Raw genomic sequence first — 21,137 nt, 5'->3', positions numbered from 1 at the left:
TCTAGCGGAGTCCGATCCGCATTCCCGGGCGGCGGCGGTGCACGGTCAGGTACGACAGGCCCTCCGGGCCCGCCTCGATCGCCCGTGCCTGCCCGTGCGCGAGCCACACCAGCGAGCCGGGGCCGACGTCGACGGTGTCGTCGCCGGTGGTCAGCTTCCCGGCGCCGGTCACGACCACCAGCAGCAGGTCGAGGTCGGGCTCGGCGTGGGTGCCGATCCGCTCGCCCGCGGGCAGGTGCACGAGGTTCGCGTCGAGCTGGCGGCCCTCCTCGCGCAGCCGCCACAGGATGCCCGGCGCGCCGTCGCCCGCCGCGGCGATCTCCTGGATGTTCGCCGGGAGGGTCTCGCTCGGGCCGTGCCGGTGTGCCGTGGTGCGCAATCCAACCCCGCCCTGTTAGTACGAAAAATCCTTGGATAAATTCAGGACCAGGATAACCCGCGCGCAGGGGAGGTCACGATGACGCACCACGTGCCGGGACGCCGCGCCGGGGTGCTGCGCGCGATCCGGGAGACGGGGCCGGTGGGAGTGGCCGAGCTGGCCGGGCGGCTCGGGCTGCACCCGAACAGCGTGCGCTTCCACCTGGACCAGCTGGTGGCCGACGGGCTGGTCGAGCGGGTGCCAGGCCACGCGCGCGGCCCGGGACGACCGGCGGCCGAGTACCGGGTGCCGCCGGTGGCGGCGCGGGGCCGGGACCGCCGCTACGAAGTGCTGGCCGAGATCCTGCTGACCGGCGGCACCGGCGACCCGGAAACGGCGGGTGCCGCGTGGGGCCGCCGTCTCACCGCCCGTCCGGAGACGTCCGCGCAGGTGGTGCGCCTGCTCGACGAGCTGGGCTTCGAGCCCGAACAGGCCGCCGACCCGCACCGGATCCGCCTGCGGCACTGCCCGTTCCTGGAGCTGGCGTCCCGCCACCGCGACGCGGTCTGCTCGGTGCACCTCGGCATGCTGAACGGGGCCCTCGCGAACGGCCCCCTGCGCGCGACGCGCCTGCTGCCCTTCGCCGACCCGGACGCGTGCGTGGTCGAGCTGGGAGTGGCCGATGGCTGAGCCGCCGCGCGAGCGACCCGCCTGCGCCGAACCAAACCCCCGCGGCGAGCCGGGGCGGTCGATCGCTGGGTGGGCTCCGCGGGCGAACCGCCTACCCTGCGCCGAACCCCCGCGCGGAGCGGGAGGTGGCCGATGGCTGACGCGGCTGCGCGGGCGAATCGCCTGGCCTGGGCCGAACCCCTGCCCCGAACCGGCCCCAGCGCCGAGTCGAACCCCGCGTCGAGGTGGAGGGGCCGATGCTGGACGGCGCCCCGCGCCCACTCCTCGGCCGGCGCCGAGATGGCCCTTTGCGCTGGGTCGATCCCCGCGCCGAACCGGCCGCTTCGCCGCCCGAACCCCGCGCCGAACCGGAGGCGATCGATGCCTGATCCGGCCCCTCGCGCACGCCCGACCCGAACTCCGACCCTGAACTGGAGGTTTGCCGATGGCTGAGCTCGCCGGTGGTGTCACCTGCCTGTGGCTGGGCATGGTGCTCGGGATCTCGTTCCTCGAGGCGCCGCTGAAGTTCCGCGCGCCCGGCGTGACCGTGCCGCTCGGGCTGGGCATCGGGCGCATCGTCTTCCGCGCGCTCAACCGCGCCGAGGTGGTGCTCGCGGTGCTCGTCGCGGCCGGGGTCACCCTCTCGGACGTCCGGTGGCCGGTGTACCTGGCCGGCGCCGTCGCCGCGGTCGTGCTCGTCGTGCAGCTCGCCGTGGTCCGCCCGCCGCTGAACCGCCGCTCCGACCGTGTCCTCGCCGGCGAAGACGTCCCGCGGTCCCGGGCGCACGTCGTCTACGTCGTGCTCGAGGCCGTCAAGGTGCTCGCCCTCGTCGCGCTGGGCGGCCTGCTCCTCACCGGGGGATGACCGCGATCCGGGCGCCCCGCCCGGGCACCATCGTGATGTGCCGCGGCTTCGAGTGCTCGCCGCGGGCGCGGTCCGGCTCCACCGCGAACCGGGTCAGCACCGCCCGCAGCACGATCGTCGCCTCCAGCAACGAGAACCCGGCGCCCAGGCAGCGCCGCACGCCGCCGCCGAACGGGAACCACGTGCCCGACGCCGGGCCGCCGTCGAGGAACCGCTCCGGCCGGAACGCCGCCGGGTCCTCGTGGTGCGCCGGATCGCCCTGGACCAGCGCGATCGAGGGCATCACCGTGTAGCCGGCGGGAATCCGGTAGCCGCCGATCTCGATGTCGCGCGTGAGCCGCCGCGCCACCTCGGAGATCACCGGGTGCTGCCGCATCGCCTCCTTGGCCACGGCCTCCAGGTACTTCTCGTCCCCGGCGTCGGCGGCCTCGATCGCGCGCCGCTGCCGCGCCGGGTCGCGCGCCAGCTCGTGGAACGACCAGGCCAGCGCGGTCGCGGTGGTCTCGTGCCCGGCCAGCAGCAGGGTGATCAGCTGGTCCCGCAGCTCGGCGTCGGAGAGCCGGTCCTCCTCGGCCGGCACCGTCAGCAGGCGGGACAGCACGTCGCCGCGACCGTCGAGGTCGTCGGCCTTGCGGCGGTCGGCGATCTCGGCGTAGAGCAGCTCGTCCACCCGGTCCTGCGCGAGGCTGTAGCGCCGCCACGGGCCGAACCGGCGCAGTTTCGCGTTGTGCCAGCCGAACAGCTCGAGCACCCCGATGTCGACGATCCGGGTGAGCAGGGCGCGCAGCTCGTCCAGCCGCGGCCCCTCGGCGACGCCGAACACCACGCGCAGGATGATCTCCAGCGTCAGCGCCTGCATGCGATCGTGCGAGCGGAACATCCGGCCCGGCGTCCAGCTCGCGACCTCGGCCTCGGCCAGCTCGGTGATCATCTCCCGGTAGCCGCGCAGCGCCGCGCCGTGGAACGCGGGCATCAGCAGCTTGCGGGCGCGCAGGTGCACGTCCTCGTCGGTGAGCAGCACCGAGTGCGGGCCCATCAGCGGCTTGAGGATGACGTTGCCCTCACCGGCGTGGAACACGTCGGCCGGTCCGCTGAACACCGCCTTGATGTGCTCGACGTCCGCCAGCTGCACCACGTGCCGCTCGGGGTAGAGGTTGAGGCGCACGAGGTCGCCGTAGCGGCGCCGCAGCAGGGGCATCAGCACGTGCCGGAAGTTGCCGAAGAGTACCGTCTGCACGCCCGCCGGGAGCCTCGGGCCCGGCGGCAGCGGCAGCGTGCTCGTCCGGGACCGGGTTTCGACGCTCATCGCGACCTCCTCGACGTGACCGGTGCCTCATTTATACGCACGTGTAACTCGGGTGTCCAGCTAGGGTTCCGGTGTGGGACACCGGGAAGAGCTGCTCGCCGCGGCGCGGCGGCTGCTGGAGGAGAAGGGGTACGCGCACATCACGGCGCGGGATCTGGTCGCGGCGTCGGACACCAACCTGCACTCGATCGGGTACCACTTCGGGTCCAAGGCGGGCCTGCTCAACGCCGCGATCGGCGAGGTGTTCGAGGAGTGGACCGACAAGCTGTCCTCGATCGCGATGGCCGAGCCCGCCGTGCCGCCGATCGAGCGCGGGCGGCGCGCGTGGGCGGCGATGCTGGACAGCCTGCCCGCCAGCCGGGCGTTGCTGCTGTCCTACGTCGAGGCGCTGGCGCAGGCCGAGCGGGCGGAGTCGCTGCGGGAGCAGTTCGCCGAGCAGTACCGCCGCTGCCGCGCGAAGGTCGCCGAGCTGGTCGCGCGGTCACTGGCGGACGGCACGACGGCCGACGACCCGCGCTGCCAGGCGGTGGCCAGCTTCGTGATCGCGATCTGCGACGGGCTGGCCGTGCAGTGGCTGCTCGACCCGGACGGGGCGCCGACGTCGGAGCAGCTCACCGCCGGGCTGGAGGCGATGTGGGCCGCCTCGTTCCCGGGCGCCTGACTCACCCGATGCGGTCACGCCCCGCGCGAGGACCCGGAACTGGATCTACGGTCCGGGACGTGGCAGCGAAAAGGATCTTCCGGTTGGTGGCGGTGGTGACGGCCCTCGTGGCCGGGTTCGCGCCCGCGGTCGCCTCGGCGCAGCCCGCGGCGCAGATCGCCGGGTTCGACATCAGCGCCTCGCAGGGGGTGCCCGACTTCGCTGCCGCCAAGGCCGCGGGCGCGGGTTTCGTGTTCGTCAAGGACACCGCGGGCGTCGGGTACGTGAACCCGAACTTCCTGGCGCAGTTCCGCGGCGCGAAGGCCGCCGGCCTGTACCGGTCGGCTTACCACTACGCCCGCCCGGACAAGACCGGCGGCGCCGAGCAGGCCGCGTACCTGCACACCCACGACGGCAAGTGGTTCGCCGACGGCATGACCCTGCCGCCGACGCTGGACCTGGAGGACACGCCGAACACGCCTGCCTGCTACGCGAAATCGCCCGCGGACATGGTCGCCTGGATCCGCGACTTCAGCACCGAGCTGAAGCGGCGCACCGGGCACACGCCGATCATCTACACGACGAACCGGTGGTGGAAGGCGTGCACGGCGGACAGCACCGCGTTCGCCGCCGACCACGTTCTCTGGCTGGCCCGCTACAACACCACGATGGGCGAGGTGCCCGGCGGCTGGACGGCGAAGTTCTGGCAGTCCGCCGTCGCCGGCCCGCTGCCCGGCAACCAGGACACGTTCTTCGGCACGATCGACGAACTGCGGTCGCTGACCGCTTCGTGACGCGAAACGTTCCCACCGGGCGGGACGGTTCACCGGATCGCCACCTAGGGTTGGGGTATGAAGACTTGGTCCTCGGTACCCCTGCCCTACGTGCCGGGCACGCCACGCGCGCTGCGGTTGTACGACACGGCCACCGGGCAGGTGCGCCCCACCACGCCGGGCAAGACCGCGCGCATGTACGTCTGCGGCATCACCCCGTACGACGCCACGCACCTCGGTCACGCGGCGACCTACCTCGCGTTCGACCTGGTCAACCGGGTGTGGCGGGACAGCGGGCACACGGTGCACTACGTGCAGAACGTGACCGACATCGACGACCCGCTGCTGGAGCGCGCCGAGCGGGACCAGGACGACTGGGTGGTCCTCGGCCTGCGCGAGACCGCCCTGTTCCGCGAGGACATGGAGGCGCTGCGGGTGCTGCCGCCGAAGCAGTTCGTCGGTGCGGTGGAGAGCATCCCGGAGATCGTCGAGGTCATCTCGAAGCTGCTCGCGCACGGCGCGGCCTACCGGGCCGACGACCCGGAGTACCCGGACATCTACTTCGACCGCTCGGCCACCGGCCGCTTCGGCTACGAGTCGAACTACGACGGCGAGACCATGGCGAAGTTCTTCGCCGAGCGCGGCGGCGACCCGGACCGCCCCGGCAAGCGCGACCCGTTGGACGCGCTGCTGTGGCGCGCCGCCCGGCGGGGTGAGCCGTCCTGGGAGTCCGAGCTGGGCCCCGGCCGTCCCGGCTGGCACATCGAGTGCAGCGCGATCGCGGTCAACCGGCTCGGCATGGGCTTCGACGTGCAGGGCGGCGGCTCGGACCTGATCTTCCCGCACCACGAGTACAGCGCCGCGCACGCCGAGGCGCTGTCCGGCGAGCACCCGTTCGCCCGCCACTACGTGCACAGCGGCATGATCGGCCTGGACGGCGAGAAGATGTCCAAGTCGCGCGGCAACCTCGTGTTCGTGTCGCGGCTGCGCGCCGACGGCGTGGACCCGAACGCGATCCGGCTCGCCCTGTTCGCCGGCCACTACCGCAGCGACCGCTCGTGGACCGACGACCTGCTCACCACCGCCCAGCAGCGGCTGGCGCGGTGGCGGGAGGCCGCGACGCTGCCTGCCGGGCCCGAGGCCGACGACACCGTCGCCCGCCTGCGCGACCACCTGGCCGACGACCTCGACACGGTCAACGCGATGCGGGCGATCGACGCGTGGGCCGACGAGGCGCTGCGGCAGGGCGGGCGCGACACCGGCGCGCCCGGCCTGATCCGCGTCGCGGTCGACGCGCTGCTGGGCGTCGAGCTCTGACCGGCGTATAACGACCTATACGGTGCGGCCCTGTTCAAGCCGCAGGGTCGCACCGTCCCACTCCCGGCGCAGCCACCGGTCGTGGCTGGCGAGGACGACGGCGCCGGGCGCCGAGCCGAGCGCGTCGAACAGCTCCTCGGCGAGCGTGAGCGAGATGTGGTTCGTCGGCTCGTCGAGCAGCAGCAGGTCCGGTGGCCGGGCGATCAGGATCGCCAGCGCGAGCCGCCGCCGCTGGCCGACCGACAGCAGTCCGGCCGGCCGGTCGAGGTCCCGTGGCGCGATCAGGCCGAGGTCGGTCAGCGCGGGGGAGTCCGGGCCGGCCGCCTCGGCATAGAGCCGCCGCGGTGTGCGCGCCGGGTCGGGCAGGGTCACGTCCTGCGCGAGCATCCCGGTGCGCAGGCCCTTCCGGCGTTGCACCGCTTGCTGGGCCAGCCCGCCGGCCAGCACGGTGAGCAGCGTCGATTTGCCCGCGCCGTTGCCACCGGTGACCAGGAGCCGCGCCGACGCCGTGACGTCCAGTTCGGACAGTTCCAGCCGTCCCGGCACGTGGATCCCGCGGGCGGCGAGGATCAGCTCGTCCTCGCCGGCCGGTGCGGTGAGCGCGCCCGCGAACCGCAGTGGCGGCGGGGGCTTGCGCACCTGGTTGGCGGTGAGCTCGTCGAGCCGCTGCTGCGCGTTGCGGACCCGCCGGGAGATCTGCTTCTGCACCCGGCCGGTCTTGAAGTCGTACAGCATCTTCGCGTTGTCCCTCGGCGGACGGTCGTGGGCGACGGCACGCGCGGTGACCGCGACCGACTCCTTCAACCGCCTCAGCTCGGCGTGCTCCTCGGCGTGGCGCTGCTCCCATCGGGCGCGTTCGGTGCGCTTGTGCCTCAGGTAGTCCCGGTAGGCGCCGCCGTAGCGGGCCGGCCCGCCGAGCGCGGGATCGAGGTCGACGATCGCCGAGCACACCGCGTCCAGGAAGACCCGGTCGTGCGAGGCGAGCACCACCGTCCCGGACAGCCCGGTGAGGTGGCGTTCGAGGAACTCCATCGCCGGGTCGTCGAGGTGGTTGGTCGGCTCGTCGAGCAGCAGCGTGGCCGGCTGCCGGATGAGCAGTGCCGCCAGCCCGAGCCGGGACCGCTGCCCGCCGGACAGCTCGCCGACCGGCCGGTCGATCCCGCCGACCCCGAGGCCGTCCAGGACGACCGCGGCGCGGCGGTCGGCGTCCCAGATGTCGTGTGCCTGGGCCCATTCCAAGGCCTCGCCGTACTCGGCGAGGACCGCCTCCGACGGATCGGCCGAGACGGCCTGGGCGAGCCGGTCCAGGCGCCGCGCCGCGCGGCGGATGCCGGCCAGCGCGTCGTCGACGACCGCGGAGAGCGGGGTCTGGGCGGGGTAGGGGAGTTCCTGGTGCAGGAAGCCCACGTCGGGTCCGGTGTGGACGGTGCCGCCGTGTGGGATCTCGGCGCCCGCCAGGAGTTTCAGCAGCGTGGACTTGCCCGCTCCGTTCTCGCCGACCAGGCCGACCCGCTGGCCGGGGTCGGCGGCGAACTCGAAGCGGTCGAACAGGACGCGGTGGCCGTAGGAGAAGGACAGCTCGTGAACGCGCAATGACATGGGACATCACCGGCCGGAGTGCGATGGCGGAACCCGCCGGGCCACCTGGCCTCGGACGCGGGTCGGTCGGGATGTCAGTTCTTCATGGTGCTTCGAGGCTAGCGCGGGAGGGCAACTTGTTTTCCGGGCGGGTCGCGGACCCTGGACACGATCGGCTCGTTCGACCGCGAGTGGAGGCGTCGGCGATCAACACCTACGCCCTGCGGGTGACGCCGGCCGAACTGGCGGCCCCGACCGAGGCGATCGACGCGCTGGTGCGGCCCTATGTGGCGACCATCCGGACCGAGGCGCCGGAGGAAGCGTGGCCGGTCCACGCGAGCTGGCGGGCATACCCCCGCGTCGAGGCGAACGGGCAGCCGAGTGAGTAGCGCCGGGCCGTGCGCGCGGCGCGGGCCCCGACCGAGCGCCCGGCGCGGCGCCGGAGGTGGGTACGTACGCGGGCGGTTTGCCGTGCCGCGGCGAACCGCTGGCTCGTCGATAACCGGGGCAGTGGGGTTGAAGCGCCGTGTCGGGGTACTGAAGGCGCCTGGATGGGGTGGCAGTGTGCGGCGGCCGGCCCCGCTGCGGCGAGCGGCTGGCTCGGCGATCAGCGCCGGAGCCAAGCCCGGTCCCGCGGCGCCGGCGGCGCGCAAGTGCGCTGCCAATGCGCCCCGACCATCAGCTGGCGAGCCGCCATGCGCGCGCCCACCGGCGTCTCGCAATCCGTGGGCTGTGTCCGCCTGGCGCGCCCCGACGTCCTGCGGCGTGGTGGCAGCATCCCGGGGCGCGCGAGCGGCGTACCTGGACTGCCCACCACCATTCCGCAACCCGCGCCCACCATCGCGCATCCCGAAAGCAGCCGATCCGCCGACCGCCCCAGGGCGCGCGGGGGAGGAGCCGCCATGCCCAGCCCACTGAGAAACCCCGCCTTCGCGCGTCTCTGGGCCGCCGGCGTGTGCGCCGAGACCGCGGAGTGGATGCTGCAGGTCGCGCTGCCGCTGCACATCTTCGCACTCACCGGCTCGCCCGCGGCGACAGCCGCCACCATGGCCGCCGGCGTGCTGCCCGCCGTCCTGCTCAGCCCGGTCGCCAGGGTGCTCGCCGATCGCCGGAACCGGCGCGCCCTGCTCGCCGCGGTGTGCGCGGGCCAGGCGGTCGTCGCGGTGCCGCTCCTCAGCAGCAGCCTGCCGGTGATCTACCTCGTCATGGCGCTGCAGTCCGGTCTCGCCGCGGTGTTCGAGCCCGCCCGCAGCGCGCTCGTCCCTGTGCTGGTGCCCGGACGGACCACCGCCGCCAACGGGGCGCTCGGCGTCGGCACGTGCGTCGCCCGGCTCGCGGGCAGCGCGCTCGGCGGGGTGCTGCTCGGCCTCGCCGGCCTCGGCGCCGTCGTCGTCGCGTACGCCGCTGCCCTCGTGGCCGCGATCGGCTTCCTCGCAACCCGCTTCGCCGAACCCCGGCCTGTGCACCGGGCCCCGGCGGTCCGGGCCTGGCTCGACGGGCTCGCCGACATCCGCCGCGATCACCGGCTCCGGCTGGTGATCTTCATGACCGCCCTGATGTCCGTGGGGCAGGGGATGTTCGTCGTCCTGTTCGTCCTCTTCGTCAGCGGCCCGCTCGGCCAGGGCGAAGCCGAAACCGGGCTGTTGCGCGGTGTCCAGGCCATCGGCGGGCTGGCCGCGGGCCTCGCCCTCGCCACGATCGCCCGCAACGCCGCCCCCGCGCGGCTGCTCGCCTGGGGCGCCGTCGCGTTCGGTCTCACCGCCGCCGTCATCTGGAACGCCACGGCGCTGACCAGCGCGTTCGGCGTCTACATCGGACTGTTCATCGCCGTCGGGGTCCCAGTCGTCGTGCTCAACGCCGGGCTGCTCTCGGTCGTCCAGACCGTCAGCCCGCCCGGCAGCACCGGCCGCGTGCTCAGCACCGGCTTCGCCGTGCAGGCATTGGCCCAGGTCGCTGGCATGCTCGGCGCGGGCGCGCTCGTCGGCCCGCTCGGCCTGACCCCGCTGCTGAACTTCCAGGCCGCGCTGAACCTCGCGGCCGGCGCGCTCGGGGTCGCCGTGCTGGTGCGGCGGATGACTACGGTGGACCCGTGCCCCACCTCTTCGCCACCAGCGACCTCCACGTCACCCACAACGGCAACGCGCCGCTGATTGACGAAGTCCGCCCGGACTCGCCGGAGGACTGGCTGCTGGTCGCGGGTGACGTCGCCGAGAAGATCGACGCGGTCACCACCACGCTGGCCACCCTCAAGCAGCGCTTCGCCGAGGTGGTGTGGGTCCCGGGCAACCACGAACTGTGGACCGTCCCGCGCGACGGCGACGAACTGCGCGGTGAGGCCCGCTACCGGCACCTGGTCGAGCGCTGCCGCGAGATCGGCGTCCGCACCCCGGAGGACCACTACCTGGTCTGGCCCCATGCGGACCGGCCGCTCGCCATCGCCCCGCTGTTCCTGCTTTACGACTACAGCTGGCGCACCCCGCAGGCCGAAGACGCGTCCCTGGCCGAGGCGCTGGACCAGGCCCGCGAGGCCGGAGTGGTGTGCACCGACGAGTTCTACCTGCACCCCGACCCGTTCCCCACCCGCCAGGACTGGTGCGCCGACCGGCTCAAGTTCAGCGAGCAGCGCCTGGACGCCATCCCGGCCGACCACGGCACGGTCCTGATGTCGCACTGGCCGCTGCACCGCCACCCGACCGCGCCCCTGCGCTGGCCGGAGTTCGCGCTGTGGTGCGGCACCACCCGCACCGAGGACTGGCACCTGCGCTACCGCGCGGAGGTCGCCGTGTTCGGGCACCTGCACATCCCGCGCACCACCTGGGCCGACGGCGTCCGCTTCGAAGAGGTGTCGCTCGGCTACCCGCGCGAATGGCGCAAACGCGCCCGCGGCCCGGTCCCGCTACGCCGCATCCTCTGACCTCGGCCGCAACGCCAGCAGCGGCACCGTCGCGGCCAGCACGCCGGCCGCGACGAGGAAGCTCAGCGCGGGGCTGGTGTGGTAGAGCGCGGTGAAGACGGCGGGGGAGGCGGACATGCCGAGGAACCGCAGCGCGGTGACCACCGAGATCGCGCCGCTGCGCCCGTTGCCCTCCCCGCCGAGCACCGTCGCGTTGATCCCGACCAGCACCAGCTGCCCGCACACCCCGCCGACCGCCCACGCGACCGTCACCATGGGCAGCGACGGCAACAGCCCGATCGAGGCCATCGCCGCCGCCCCCAGCAGCAACCCGGCGGCCACCGCCACCCGCGGCCCGAACCGGTCCGACGCGGCGCCGACCAGCCGTGCGGCGACGAACCCGGCGATCCCGTAGGCCGTCAGCACCAGCCCGCGCACGCCCGGCGGCAGCGCGAACAGGTCGTCGACCCGGAACGCCACCAGGAACGGCAGCCCGGCCAGGCACGCCCAGGCCAGGAACACCACGCCGCCGGCCCACAGCACGACCGGACGCCACGCGTCCCGCAACCGCGAGTCCCGCCCGGCCCCCGGCTCGTCCGGCGGCAGCGGGCTCGCCGCCAGCACCAGCGCGACCACGGCGATCCCGGCGAACGCCCACCGCCAGTCGCCCTCCGCGGCCAGCCCGCCGACCAGCGGCGCGGACGTCTGCCCGAGCGCCTGCATCGCCCCGAACGTGCCGAGCGCCCGGCCGAGCCGCTCCGCCGGGGTGATCGCCGCCAGCTTGGTCAGCAGCAGCGGCGTGGTGAACGCGTTGGCCACGCCCTGCAGCCCGCGGGTGACCTGGAACAGCCAGAACCACGGCGCGAGCGCGGACAGCGCCGCCGCCAGGACGTAGCCGGCGTAGGCGATCCGGATCGTGCGCACCGGGCCCCAGCGTGCGCCGTAGGTTCCCGACACGAGCATGACCAGCGCGAACGGCAGCAGGTAGGCCGTCAGTGACGACGCCGCGGTCCCCGGCGACACGCCGAAGCTCGCCGACAGCTCGGGCAGCATCGACGACACCACCCCGGCCCCGAACGGTCCGAGGAGGCCACCGACGTAGAGCGCGGCGCGGGCGGGCCGCCCGCTCACCGGCCTGCCGGTCCAGGTCCCTCCGCGCCCGGTCGGCGCCGCCGCAGGTAACGCTCGAACTCGGCGGCGATCTTCTCGCCGCTGGACTCCTCCAGGGTGATCGCGGTCTCGGCGTCGCCACGCTCCTCCAGGGACCGGACGTACTCGGCGATCTCCTCGTCCTCCTCGGCCATCTCGCTGACCGTCTGCTGCCACTCCTCGGCCTGCTCGGGCAGCGCGCCCAGCGGCACCTCGACGTCCAGGACGTCCTCGAGCTTGTGCAGCAGCGCCAGCGTCGCCTTCGGCGAGGGCGGATGGGACACGTAGTGCGGCACCGCGGCCCAGATGGAGATCGCCGGGATGCCCGCCTGCACGCACGCGTCCTGCAGGATGCCCACGATGCCCGTCGGACCCTGGTAGCGGCTGCGCTCCAGCCCGAACCGGGCCGCGGCCTCCGGGTCGTAGGCGGTGCCGGTGACCGGGACCGGGCGGGTGTGGGCGGTGTCGGCCAGCAGCGCGCCGAGCGTGACGACGGTGGTCACCCCCAGGTCCTCGATGTGGCCGAGCAGCTCGCGGCAGAAGGCACGCCACCGCATGTTCGGCTCGGGGCCGGTCACCAGCACGATGTCCTGGTCGTAGCCGGGCGGGTGGCAGATCGCCAGTCGCGTGGTCGGCCATTCCACCCTGCGGGTGACACCGTCCACCATCCGGACCGTCGGGCGGCTGACCTGGAAGTCGTAGTAGTCGTCCGGCTCGAGCTCGGCGAGCGGCTTGGCGTCCCAGCTCAGCTGGAGGTGCTCCAGGGCCGTGCTGGCCGCGTCACCTGCGTCGTTCCAGCCTTCGAAGGCCAGGATCATCACCCGGTCCCTGGCCGTGGTGTCCTCCGAGTCCGGGGGCTCGGGCTGTGGGATCGCGTCGGCTGGGTCACTCACCCACCCAGCCTACGACCCGGCGGGCGGTGACAAGACCGTAGCCTGGTGTCATGTCCGGTCGATTCTCGTCACCGCTGCTGGACGCCCTCGCCGCGCGTGTGGTCGTGGCGGACGGGGCGATGGGCACGGCGCTGCAGGCGCACGAGCTGTCCCTGGACGACTTCGCGGGCCTGGAAGGCTGCAACGAGATCCTGAACGTGACCCGCCCGGACGTGGTGCGGGGCATCCACCGCACCTACCTGGAGGCCGGCGCGGACGCGGTCGAGACGAACACCTTCGGCGCGAACCTGGCGAACCTGGGGGAGTACGGGATCGCCGACCGCATCGCCGAGCTGGCCGAGGCGGGCGCGCGGCTGGCACGGGAGACCGCCGACGAGCACGCGACGCCGGACCGCCCGCGGTTCGTGCTGGGCTCGGTCGGCCCCGGCACGAAGCTGCCCACGCTCGGCCACGCGCCGTACGCGCGGCTGCGGGACGCCTACGTCGAGCAGGTCACCGGCCTGCTGCACGGCGGGGTGGACGCGGTGCTGGTGGAGACGTCGCAGGACCTGCTGCAGACCAAGGCGGCGATCCTGGGTGCGCGCCGGGCGATGCGCGCCGTCGGCCGCGAGGTGCCGGTGATCGCTTCGATCACGGTCGAGACGACCGGGACGATGCTGCTGGGCACCGAGGTCGCCGCCGCGCTGGCCGCGCTGGAGCCGCTGGGCATCGACGTGATCGGGCTGAACTGCGCGACCGGCCCGGCGGAGATGAGCGAGCACCTGCGGACGCTGTCGAAGTCGGCGCGGGTCCCGCTGTCGGTGATGCCCAACGCCGGCCTGCCCGAGCTGGGCCCGGACGGCGCGGTGTACCCGCTGTCGCCGGAAGGACTGGCCGAGGCGCTGTCCGGTTTCGTGCGCGAGTTCGGCGTCGGCCTGGTCGGCGGCTGCTGCGGCACCACCGGCGAGCACATCCGGCAGCTGGCCGAGGCGGTGCGGGACGCCGACCGCGCGCCCCGCCGGCCGCGGCACGAGCCCGGCGTGTCCTCGCTGTACCAGGCGGTGCCGTTCGAGCAGGACGCCTCGGTGCTGATGGTGGGGGAGCGCACCAACGCCAACGGCTCCAAGAAGTTCCGCGAGGCCATGCTCGAAGGCCGCTACGAGGACTGCGTGGAGATCGCCCGCGAGCAGACCCGCGACGGCGCGCACCTGCTGGACCTGTGCGTGGACTACGTCGGCCGGGACGGCGCGGCGGACATGGCCGAGCTGGCCGGGCGGCTGGCGACGGCGTCCACGCTGCCGATCATGCTCGACTCCACCGAGCCCGCGGTGCTCCAGGCCGGCCTGGAACGGCTGGGCGGCCGGTGCGTGGTCAACAGCGTCAACTACGAGGACGGCGACGGCCCGGGCTCGCGCTTCCAGAAGATCATGCGGCTGGTGTCCGAGCACGGCGCCGCGGTCGTGGTGATGTGCATCGACGAGGAGGGCCAGGCCCGCACAGCCGAGTGGAAGGTCCGCGTCGCCACCCGCACGATCGAGGACCTGGTCACCAACTGGGGCATGCGCGTCTCCGACATCATCGTCGACTGCCTGACCTTCCCGATCACCACCGGGCAGGAGGAGACCCGCCGCGACGCGCTGGAGACGATCGAGGCGATCCGCGAGCTCAAGCGCCGCTACCCGGAGGTGCAGACGACGCTGGGCATCTCCAACGTCTCCTTCGGGCTCAACGCCGCCGCGCGCCAGGTGCTCAACTCGGTGTTCCTGCACGAGTGCGTCGAAGCCGGGCTGACCACGGCGATCGTGCACGCGTCGAAGATCCTGCCGATGGCGCGGATCCCGGACGAGCAGCGGGAGGTCGCGCTCGACCTGGTCTACGACCGCCGCCGGGAGGGCTACGACCCGCTGCAGAAGCTGATGTCGCTGTTCGAGGGCGTCTCGGCCGCGTCGCGCCGGGCTTCGCGCGCCGAGGAGCTGGCCGCGCTGCCGCTGTTCGAGCGGCTGGAGCGGCGGATCGTCGACGGCGAGCGCACCGGGCTGGAGGCCGACCTCGACGCCGCGCTGGCGGAGAAACCGGCGCTGGACATCGTCAACGACATCCTGCTGTCCGGCATGAAGACCGTGGGCGAGCTGTTCGGGTCCGGCCAGATGCAGCTGCCGTTCGTGCTGCAGTCGGCCGAGGTCATGAAGACCGCGGTGGCCTACCTCGAACCGCACATGGATAAGACGGACTCGTCGGGCAAGGGGAAGATCGTCCTGGCCACGGTCAAGGGCGACGTGCACGACATCGGCAAGAACCTGGTCGACATCATCCTGTCGAACAACGGTTACGACGTGATCAACTTGGGTATCAAGCAGCCCGTCAACGCGATCCTGGACGCGGCCGACGATCACGGCGCGGACGCGATCGGCATGTCCGGGCTGCTGGTGAAGTCCACGGTGATCATGAAGGAGAACCTGGAGGAGATGAACTCCCGCGGCGTCGCCCAGCGCTGGCCCGTCCTGCTCGGCGGCGCGGCATTGACCCGCACCTACGTCGAGAACGACCTCGCCGAGCTCTACCAGGGCGACGTCCGCTACGCGCGGGACGCGTTCGAGGGCCTGCGGCTGATGGACACGATCATGGCGGCCAAGCACGGCCGGGCGCCGGAGATCAGCGCGGAGGAGGCGGCCAAGAGAGCGGAGCGCAAGGCCCGCCGCGAGCGGTCCCTGCGCATCGCCGAAGCCCGCAAGTCCGCCCGAGAGCCGGAGGCCCCCATTCCCGCCCGTTCCGATGTCGCGACCGACGTGCCCGTGCCCGTGCCGCCGTTCTGGGGCACCCGGGTGGTGAAGGGCATCCCGGTCGCCGAGTACGCCGCACTGGTCGACGAGCGCGCGACTTTCCTCGGGCAGTGGGGCCTGCGCGGCGCCCGCGGCGGGCAGGGGCCCAGCTACGAGCAGCTGGTGGAGACCGAAGGGCGCCCGCGGCTGCGGTACTGGCTGGACCGGCTGGCCACCGACGGGGTCCTGCAGCACGCCGCGGTGGTGTACGGCTACTTCCCGGCCGTGGCCGAGGGCAACGACCTGGTGGTGCTGACCGAGGCGCACGCCGACGCGCCGGAGCGGACCCGGTTCACGTTCCCGCGGCAGACCCGCGACCGCTACCTGTGCCTGGCCGACTTCTTCCGGCCTCGCGCCACCGGCGAGGTCGACGTGCTGCCGCTGACCCTGGTCACTATGGGGCAGCCGATCGCCGACTATGCCAACGAGCTGTTCGCGAACGACGCCTACCGCGACTACCTGGAGGTCCACGGCCTCGGCGTGCAGCTCACCGAGGCGCTGGCCGAGTACTGGCACCGCCGCGTGCGGCAGGAGCTGCACTTCACCAGCGGCCGCGCGGTCGCCGACGAGGACCCGCGCTCGGTCGAGGACTTCTTCAAACTGGGCTACCGCGGCGCCCGCTTCTCCCTCGGCTACGGCGCCTGCCCGAACCTGGAGGACCGCGCGACCATCGTGGAGCTGCTCGACGCGGAACGGATCGGGGTGAAGCTGTCCGAGGAGTTCCAGCTGCACCCCGAGCAGTCCACCGACGCGATCGTGGCCCACCACCCCGAGGCCAAGTACTTCAACACCTGAGCAGAGGGAGAACCACTTGACGGACGGCCTTGCTGCCGCGCTCTGGGACATGGACGGCACGCTCGTCGACTCGGAGAAGCTGTGGGACGTCGCGCTGTACGAGTGCGCGGAGTGGCTGGGCGGGACGCTCACCACCGAGCAGCGGCTCACGCTCGTCGGGTCCAACATGGACGCCACGGCGGGATTCCTGCTGGCGGTGACCGGTCACGAGCCGACCGCCGCCGCGGTCGCGCAGACCGGCGCGTGGATCCGCGACCGGACGGCGAACCTGTTCGCCGACGAGCTGCCGTGGCGGCCCGGCGCCCGCGAAGCGCTGACCGCGGTGCGCCGCGCCGGGGTGCCCTCGGCGCTGGTCACCTCCACCGAGCGGTCGCTGACCGAGCTGGCGCTGGACACCATCGGGCGGGAGTTCTTCGACGTCACCGTCTGCGGTGACGAGGTGGACGGGCTCAACAAGCCGCACCCCGAGCCCTACCTGCGCGCGGCGCGGCTCCTCGGCGCGGACCCGGCACGCTGCGTGGCCGTCGAGGACTCCCCGCCGGGCGCCGCGTCGGCCGCCGCCGCGGGGTGCGTCGTGCTGGTCGTGCCCAACGACGTGTCCGTCGAAGCGGGCCCGCGCCGGGTGTTCCGCACCTCGCTGACCGGGGTGGACGCGGACACGCTGCGGGGCCTGGTGTGACGTCGCCGTCAGCAGCGGCGGCCCGGATCGCCCTCGTGGCGGGCCGGATGGAAGGATCTACAGACCGTGAAGACCTTCGACGAGCTGTTCGCCGAGCTCACCGACCGGGCCCGCAACCGACCCGAGGGATCGGGCACCGTGGAGGCGCTGGACGCCGGCGTGCACGCCCAGGGCAAGAAGGTGCTCGAGGAGGCCGGTGAGGTCTGGATCGCCGCCGAGCACGAGTCCGACGATCGGCTGGCCGAGGAGATCTCCCAGCTGCTGTACCGGGTTCAGGTGCTGATGCTCGGACGCGGGCTGACCACCGAGGACGTGTACCGCTACCTGTAGCGGGGCCGAGAACGATTGAGGAGTGAGGGCATGCTGCGGGTTGCGGTGCCGAACAAGGGAGCGCTGGCCGGGCCGGCGTCGGAGATGCTCGGCGAGGCCGGTTACCGCCAGCGGCATGAGCAGCGCGACCTGACCGTGCTCGACCCGAACAACGAGGTCGAGTTCTTCTTCCTGCGCCCCAAGGACATCCCGATCTACGTCGGCTCCGGCGAGCTGGACCTCGGCATCACCGGCCGCGACCTGGCGCTGGACTCCGGCGCCCCGGTCGAGGAGGTGCTGGCGCTGGGCTTCGGCGGCTCCACCTTCCGCTACGCCGCCCCGGCCGGGCAGGACTGGAAGCCGGCCGACCTGCAGGGCAAGCGGCTGGCCACCTCCTACCCGAACCTGGTGCGTGACGACCTCGCCCGGCAGGGCGTGGAGGCGGAGGTGATCCGGCTCGACGGCGCGGTGGAGATCTCGATCCAGCTCGGCGTGGCCGACGCGATCGCCGACGTGGTCGGCTCCGGGCGGACCCTGCGGCAGCACAACCTGGTCGCGTTCGGCGACCCGATCTGCGTGTCCGAGGCGGTGCTGGTGCAGCGCGCCGGCAGCGACGCGCAGAAGGCGAAGTCGCAGCTGACCGCCCGGTTGCAGGGCGTGGTGTTCGCGCAGCAGTACATGATGCTCGACTACGACTGCCCGCGGACGCTGCTGGACAAGGCGGTCGCCATCACCCCGGGCCTCGAGTCGCCGACGGTCGCGCGGCTGGCCGACCCGGACTGGGTCGCGGTGCGGGCGATGGTGCCGCGCAAGAAGGTCAACCAGATCATGGACGAGCTGGCCGAGGTGGGTGCGAAGGCGGTGCTCGCCTCCGACATCCGCTCCTGCCGGCTTTGACCGGCGGTGTCCTGCCGGCGTTCGTGCCGATCTGGGCACTGACCGGACTGGGGTACCTGCTCGGCCGGTTCCGCGTGCTCGGCGACGGCGCCGAAGCGGCGCTGACGAAGTACGTCTTCGTCGTCGCGATGCCCGCGGTGCTGTTCACCACCATGCAGGACACCCCGCTGACCGCCCTGCTGAACCCGGGCGTGCTCGCGTTCCTGATCGGCACCGTCGTGGTGGGGGCGATCGGGTTCGCACTGGGCAAGTGGGTGTTCCGGCGCAAGCTGTCGGAGTGGGCGGTCAGCGGGATGGCCTCCTGCTACGCCAACGCCGGCAACCTGGGCATCCCGGTCCTGTTGCAGCTGTTCGGGGACTCCGCGTTCGTCGTGGTGATGATCCTGCTGCAGACCCTGGTGTTGATGCCGTCGCTGCTGGCGCTGCTGGAGGCCGACGCGCGGGAGCCGGGCCGCTCGCGGTGGCGAAAGCTGCTGATGCTGCCGGTGCGCACCCCGGTGATCGCCGCGTCGCTGGCCGGGGTGCTGTTCCGCGCGGGCGGGCTGCACCTGCCGCACCTGGTGGCGCAGCCGCTGCACCTGCTCGCCTCCGCCGGGGTGGGCACCGCGCTGCTGGTGCTGGGCATGTCGCTCACCTCCGGCGGCGCGCGGGACCCGATGGGGACGCGGCGGGCCGAGATGACGGCGGTGGTCGGGCTGAAGCTGTTCGCCCAGCCCGCGATCACCCTCGGCGTCGGCCTGCTGCTCAGCGTGCCGCACCCGGCGCTGATGATCGCGACGGTGTGCGCGGGACTGCCCACCGCGCAGAACATCTTCATCGCGACCAGCCAGTACGCCCTGGACAGCCGGTTCGTGCGGGACTGCGTGCTCATGTCCACCCTGGTGTCGATGGGGTCGCTGTCCCTGGTGTCCTGGCTGGTCGGCGAGTTCCTCTAGGGCTCCAGATCCAGGGCGGCGGCGAAGGTGCCGTCCATGTGGAACGGTGTGGACTGGTGCTGGTGCGCGATCAGCCAGCGACCGCCGTCGCGGCGCAGGCAGACCGTCGACCGGAACCACAGGGTGAACGGCTCGTCGTGGCCTGCGGGGAGCGCGGACATGCGGTTGAGGCTGTGCGCGAACGCGAGATCGCCGCTGACGGTGGCGCGCAGGTCGCGGACCTCGTAGCCGACCGGGCCGTCGAACCCGGCGAACCAGCCGCGCAGGTTGTCCGGGCCGCGCATCTCGGCCGCGCCGTGGGCCAGCGGCGGGGCGAGGGTGAACGCGACGATCTCCGGCGCGTACCGGGCGACGACCGCGTCCGCGTCGCCGGCCCGGATGGCGGCCGCCTGCTCCTCGATCACCGCGTGGATTTCGTTCGTGCTGGTCATCGTCGTCCTCCGGTTAGGGTGTGTGCTTCCAGCGGTGACGTCGAGACCGCGGGCCCGGTCTCGACATCCCGGGTGAGGAGTCCAGGAGGGCAGATGAAGTTCCTGGTGCTGATCTACCGCAACGCGGCGTCGCAGGCGGTGTGGGAAAGCCTGGCCGACGACGACAAACGGCAGGGGCTCAAGGCGTACGAGGCGCTGGATCGCGACCTGGCGGAGTCGGGGGAGCTGGTGACCTCGGCGTCGCTGGCGCCGCCGGAGACCGGCAAGCGGGTTCTGGTCTCCGACGGGCAGGTCGTGGCGGGGGACGGGCCGTTCGCCGAGGTCAAGGAGCAGCTGGCCGGGTTCTACGTGCTGGACTGCGCGAGCCTGGAGCGGGCCGTGGAGTGGGCGGCGCGGATCCCGGAGGCGGGGCTCGGCCTGGTCGAGGTGCGTCCGACGCAGGACCTGAGCGTCTTCCTGCCGTGACCGAGGTGCTGCGCGAGCTGGCGCCGCAGGTGCTCGCTGCGCTGGTGCGCCGCTACGGCGACTTCGACCTGTGCGAGGACGCCGTGCAGGAGGCGCTGCTCGCGGCCGCGACGCAGTGGCCGGCCCAGGGCATGCCGGACAACCCGAAGGGCTGGCTGATCACGACCGCGTCCCGGCGGCGGATCGAGCTGTGGCGGTCGGAGACCGCGCGCCGCCGCCGTGAGGAGAACGTCGCGCTGATGACGCCACCGGACCCGGCGCCGGTGCCCGCGGTGGACGACACGCTCACCCTGCTCATGCTGTGCTGCCACCCGTCGCTCACCCCGGCGTCGCAGGTGGCGCTGGCGCTGCGGGCGGTCGGCGGGCTCACCACCGCCGAGATCGCGCGGGCCTACCTGGTGCCGGAATCCACGATCGCGCAACGCATCAGCCGCGCGAAGCAGCGGATCAAGGCCGCGGGCGCCCGGTTCCGGCCGCCCGCGCCGGAGGACTACGGGCCGCGCCTGGCCGCCGTGCTCAACGTGTTGTACCTGGTCTTCACGGAGGGGCACACGGCGAGTTCGGGGGAGTCGTTGCAGCGCGTGGACCTGACCGCCGAGGCGATCCGCCTGGCCCGGCAGCTGCACGCCCGGCTGCCGGACGAGGGCGAGGTGGCGGGCCTGCTCGCGCTGATGCTCCTGACCGACGCGCGCCGCGCCGCCCGCACCGGTCCCGGTGGTGCGCTGGTCCCGCTCGCCGAACAGGACCGGTCGCGGTGGGACCGGGCGATGATCGACGAGGGCACGGCGCTGGTGACGCGGGCGCTGACGACCGCGCCGGTCGGCCCGTACCAGATGCAGGCCGCGATCGCCGCCGTGCACGGGCAGGCCGCGCGAGCGGAGGACACCGACTGGCGCGAGATCGCCGGGCTGTACGAGCTGCTCGCGGCGGTGGCGCCCGGTCCGATGGTGACGCTGAACCGGGTCGTGGCGGTGGCCGAAGTGGACGGTCCGGAGGCCGGGCTGCGGGAGCTGGCGGTGGCGGCGGAGGACCCGGCGCTGGCCCGGCACCACCGCGTGGACGCGGTGCGCGCGCACCTGCTGGAGCGGGCCGGCGATCTTCCCGCTGCGGCGGAGGCGTACCACCGCGCCGCGCGGGGTACGTTGAGCGCGCCGGAGCGGCGGTATCTGGAGGTGCGAGCTCGGAGCTGCGCCTCGCGCCGGACCTGACCCGGAGCGCCCTTCCACTGATCAGCTTCTCGCCGAGCCGATCCGTCGATCACTCGTTGACCGCTCGAGATGTGTATAACGACCTATACGCAGCCGCTTTGATGCACGCCTGTTCTGTGGCCGGCCCAGCGTCCCGGATGGCTCTTCCCACCGCTATCGAGGTCATCGAGGCGCTGGCG

General features: G+C 73.1%; 21 protein-coding genes. 15 read left to right on the top strand and 6 right to left on the bottom strand.

What is annotated here, in order from left to right:
* Nucleotide 1: 1 nt before the first annotated feature.
* Nucleotides 2-379, bottom strand: coding sequence for a cupin domain-containing protein (locus AMETH_RS17920; RefSeq protein ID WP_017982499.1), 378 nt, complete (start codon nt 377-379; stop codon nt 2-4).
* Nucleotides 380-457: 78 nt separating this feature from the next.
* Between AMETH_RS17920 and AMETH_RS17915 the strand changes: the two genes are divergently transcribed.
* Entirely contained in the window at nt 458-1,048 is a 591-nt protein-coding gene (locus AMETH_RS17915) for a helix-turn-helix transcriptional regulator (protein ID WP_017982498.1), read from the top strand.
* A gap of 424 nt (nt 1,049-1,472) precedes the next feature.
* Nucleotides 1,473-1,892: a hypothetical protein gene (locus AMETH_RS17910; protein ID WP_017982497.1), complete on the top strand. Its 420-nt coding sequence runs from the start codon at nt 1,473-1,475 to the stop codon at nt 1,890-1,892.
* On the opposite strand, the gene AMETH_RS17905 is transcribed toward AMETH_RS17910, so the two are convergent.
* A complete protein-coding gene (locus tag AMETH_RS17905) occupies nt 1,879-3,198 on the bottom strand; it encodes a cytochrome P450 (protein ID WP_017982496.1) in 1,320 nt (439 codons plus the stop codon). The genes AMETH_RS17910 and AMETH_RS17905 overlap by 14 nt on opposite strands.
* A 73-nt stretch (nt 3,199-3,271) precedes the next feature.
* On the opposite strand from AMETH_RS17905, the gene AMETH_RS17900 reads away from it, so the two are divergent.
* From AMETH_RS17900 to mshC, 3 genes are read left to right on the top strand one after another with little or no spacing between them, the layout of a single operon-like run.
* A complete protein-coding gene (locus AMETH_RS17900; RefSeq protein WP_017982495.1) occupies nt 3,272-3,859 on the top strand; it encodes a TetR/AcrR family transcriptional regulator in 588 nt (195 codons plus the stop codon).
* Nucleotides 3,860-3,918: 59 nt separating this feature from the next.
* Entirely contained in the window at nt 3,919-4,632 is a 714-nt protein-coding gene (locus AMETH_RS17895) for a GH25 family lysozyme (RefSeq protein WP_223842844.1), read from the top strand.
* Nucleotides 4,633-4,689: 57 nt separating this feature from the next.
* Nucleotides 4,690-5,928 (top strand): cysteine--1-D-myo-inosityl 2-amino-2-deoxy-alpha-D-glucopyranoside ligase, encoded by a 1,239-nt coding sequence (mshC, locus tag AMETH_RS17890; RefSeq protein WP_026153135.1) that lies wholly within the window; start codon nt 4,690-4,692, stop codon nt 5,926-5,928.
* 15 nt (nt 5,929-5,943) lie between these two features.
* Here the strand turns inward: mshC and AMETH_RS17885 are convergent, their stop codons facing one another.
* The gene (locus AMETH_RS17885; protein ID WP_017982492.1) at nt 5,944-7,527 is read right to left on the bottom strand and encodes an ABC-F family ATP-binding cassette domain-containing protein; all 1,584 of its coding nucleotides are present in this window, start codon (nt 7,525-7,527) and stop codon (nt 5,944-5,946) included.
* 170 nt (nt 7,528-7,697) lie between these two features.
* Between AMETH_RS17885 and AMETH_RS17880 the strand changes: the two genes are divergently transcribed.
* The 3 genes from AMETH_RS17880 to AMETH_RS17870 all read left to right on the top strand — a co-directional run bounded on the left by AMETH_RS17880 (nt 7,698) and on the right by AMETH_RS17870 (nt 10,420).
* The gene (locus tag AMETH_RS17880; RefSeq protein WP_017982491.1) at nt 7,698-7,895 is read left to right on the top strand and encodes a hypothetical protein; all 198 of its coding nucleotides are present in this window, start codon (nt 7,698-7,700) and stop codon (nt 7,893-7,895) included.
* Between the two features lie 513 nt (nt 7,896-8,408).
* Nucleotides 8,409-9,656, top strand: a complete 1,248-nt coding sequence (locus tag AMETH_RS17875; protein ID WP_026153134.1) for an MFS transporter — start codon at nt 8,409-8,411, stop codon at nt 9,654-9,656.
* On the top strand, nt 9,596-10,420 hold the full coding sequence (locus tag AMETH_RS17870; RefSeq protein ID WP_017982489.1) for a metallophosphoesterase family protein: 825 nt from the start codon (nt 9,596-9,598) through the stop codon (nt 10,418-10,420). The genes AMETH_RS17875 and AMETH_RS17870 overlap by 61 nt, the downstream gene beginning before the upstream one ends.
* Here the strand turns inward: AMETH_RS17870 and AMETH_RS17865 are convergent.
* Nucleotides 10,403-11,530, bottom strand: coding sequence for an MFS transporter (locus AMETH_RS17865; protein WP_017982488.1), 1,128 nt, complete (start codon nt 11,528-11,530; stop codon nt 10,403-10,405). The genes AMETH_RS17870 and AMETH_RS17865 overlap by 18 nt on opposite strands.
* Nucleotides 11,527-12,366: a PAC2 family protein gene (locus tag AMETH_RS17860; protein WP_017982487.1), complete on the bottom strand. Its 840-nt coding sequence runs from the start codon at nt 12,364-12,366 to the stop codon at nt 11,527-11,529. The genes AMETH_RS17865 and AMETH_RS17860 overlap by 4 nt, the downstream gene beginning before the upstream one ends.
* Before the next feature lie 125 nt (nt 12,367-12,491).
* On the opposite strand from AMETH_RS17860, the gene metH reads away from it, so the two are divergent.
* The 5 genes from metH to AMETH_RS17835 all read left to right on the top strand — a co-directional run bounded on the left by metH (nt 12,492) and on the right by AMETH_RS17835 (nt 18,854).
* On the top strand, nt 12,492-16,034 hold the full coding sequence (metH, locus tag AMETH_RS17855; protein WP_017982486.1) for a methionine synthase: 3,543 nt from the start codon (nt 12,492-12,494) through the stop codon (nt 16,032-16,034).
* A 16-nt stretch (nt 16,035-16,050) separates the two neighbouring features.
* Nucleotides 16,051-16,713 (top strand): HAD family hydrolase, encoded by a 663-nt coding sequence (locus AMETH_RS17850; RefSeq protein ID WP_026153132.1) that lies wholly within the window; start codon nt 16,051-16,053, stop codon nt 16,711-16,713.
* 66 nt (nt 16,714-16,779) lie between these two features.
* On the top strand, nt 16,780-17,043 hold the full coding sequence (locus AMETH_RS17845; protein ID WP_017982484.1) for a phosphoribosyl-ATP diphosphatase: 264 nt from the start codon (nt 16,780-16,782) through the stop codon (nt 17,041-17,043).
* A gap of 30 nt (nt 17,044-17,073) precedes the next feature.
* A complete protein-coding gene (gene hisG / locus AMETH_RS17840; protein ID WP_017982483.1) occupies nt 17,074-17,919 on the top strand; it encodes an ATP phosphoribosyltransferase in 846 nt (281 codons plus the stop codon).
* Nucleotides 17,916-18,854 (top strand): AEC family transporter, encoded by a 939-nt coding sequence (locus AMETH_RS17835; protein ID WP_017982482.1) that lies wholly within the window; start codon nt 17,916-17,918, stop codon nt 18,852-18,854. Before hisG ends, AMETH_RS17835 begins: the two co-directional genes overlap by 4 nt.
* Here AMETH_RS17835 and AMETH_RS17830 read toward each other — a convergent pair.
* Nucleotides 18,851-19,285, bottom strand: coding sequence for a YybH family protein (locus AMETH_RS17830; protein ID WP_017982481.1), 435 nt, complete (start codon nt 19,283-19,285; stop codon nt 18,851-18,853). The genes AMETH_RS17835 and AMETH_RS17830 overlap by 4 nt on opposite strands.
* Nucleotides 19,286-19,378: 93 nt before the next feature.
* Here AMETH_RS17830 and AMETH_RS17825 point away from each other — a divergent pair, with 93 nt between their 5' ends.
* Together AMETH_RS17825 and AMETH_RS17820 are read left to right on the top strand one after the other, a co-directional pair.
* Entirely contained in the window at nt 19,379-19,750 is a 372-nt protein-coding gene (locus AMETH_RS17825) for a YciI family protein (protein ID WP_017982480.1), read from the top strand.
* Entirely contained in the window at nt 19,747-20,958 is a 1,212-nt protein-coding gene (locus AMETH_RS17820) for an RNA polymerase sigma factor (RefSeq protein ID WP_017982479.1), read from the top strand. The genes AMETH_RS17825 and AMETH_RS17820 overlap by 4 nt, the downstream gene beginning before the upstream one ends.
* Nucleotides 20,959-21,137: the final 179 nt, after the last annotated feature.

Origin of the sequence: Amycolatopsis methanolica 239, from assembly GCF_000739085.1 — a bacterium.
In the GTDB taxonomy this organism is placed as follows: Bacteria; Actinomycetota; Actinomycetes; order Mycobacteriales; family Pseudonocardiaceae; genus Amycolatopsis_E; species Amycolatopsis_E methanolica.
The sequence above is the reverse complement of the archived record's forward strand: the minus strand, read 5'-3'. Positions and strand labels throughout refer to the sequence as shown.

Excerpts from the sequence above, each read along its gene's own strand:
- AMETH_RS17915 (WP_017982498.1), top strand. The coding sequence starts at position 458 with ATGACGCACCACGTGCCGGGACGCCGCGCCGGGGTGCTGCGCGCGATC.
- AMETH_RS17910 (WP_017982497.1), top strand. The coding sequence starts at position 1,473 with ATGGCTGAGCTCGCCGGTGGTGTCACCTGCCTGTGGCTGGGCATGGTG.
- AMETH_RS17905 (WP_017982496.1), bottom strand. The coding sequence starts at position 3,198 with ATGAGCGTCGAAACCCGGTCCCGGACGAGCACGCTGCCGCTGCCGCCG.
- mshC (WP_026153135.1), top strand. The coding sequence starts at position 4,690 with ATGAAGACTTGGTCCTCGGTACCCCTGCCCTACGTGCCGGGCACGCCA.
- AMETH_RS17885 (WP_017982492.1), bottom strand. The coding sequence starts at position 7,527 with ATGTCATTGCGCGTTCACGAGCTGTCCTTCTCCTACGGCCACCGCGTC.
- AMETH_RS17875 (WP_026153134.1), top strand. The coding sequence starts at position 8,409 with ATGCCCAGCCCACTGAGAAACCCCGCCTTCGCGCGTCTCTGGGCCGCC.
- AMETH_RS17860 (WP_017982487.1), bottom strand. The coding sequence starts at position 12,366 with ATGATCCTGGCCTTCGAAGGCTGGAACGACGCAGGTGACGCGGCCAGC.
- metH (WP_017982486.1), top strand. The coding sequence starts at position 12,492 with ATGTCCGGTCGATTCTCGTCACCGCTGCTGGACGCCCTCGCCGCGCGT.
- hisG (WP_017982483.1), top strand. The coding sequence starts at position 17,074 with ATGCTGCGGGTTGCGGTGCCGAACAAGGGAGCGCTGGCCGGGCCGGCG.
- AMETH_RS17830 (WP_017982481.1), bottom strand. The coding sequence starts at position 19,285 with ATGACCAGCACGAACGAAATCCACGCGGTGATCGAGGAGCAGGCGGCC.
- AMETH_RS17825 (WP_017982480.1), top strand. The coding sequence starts at position 19,379 with ATGAAGTTCCTGGTGCTGATCTACCGCAACGCGGCGTCGCAGGCGGTG.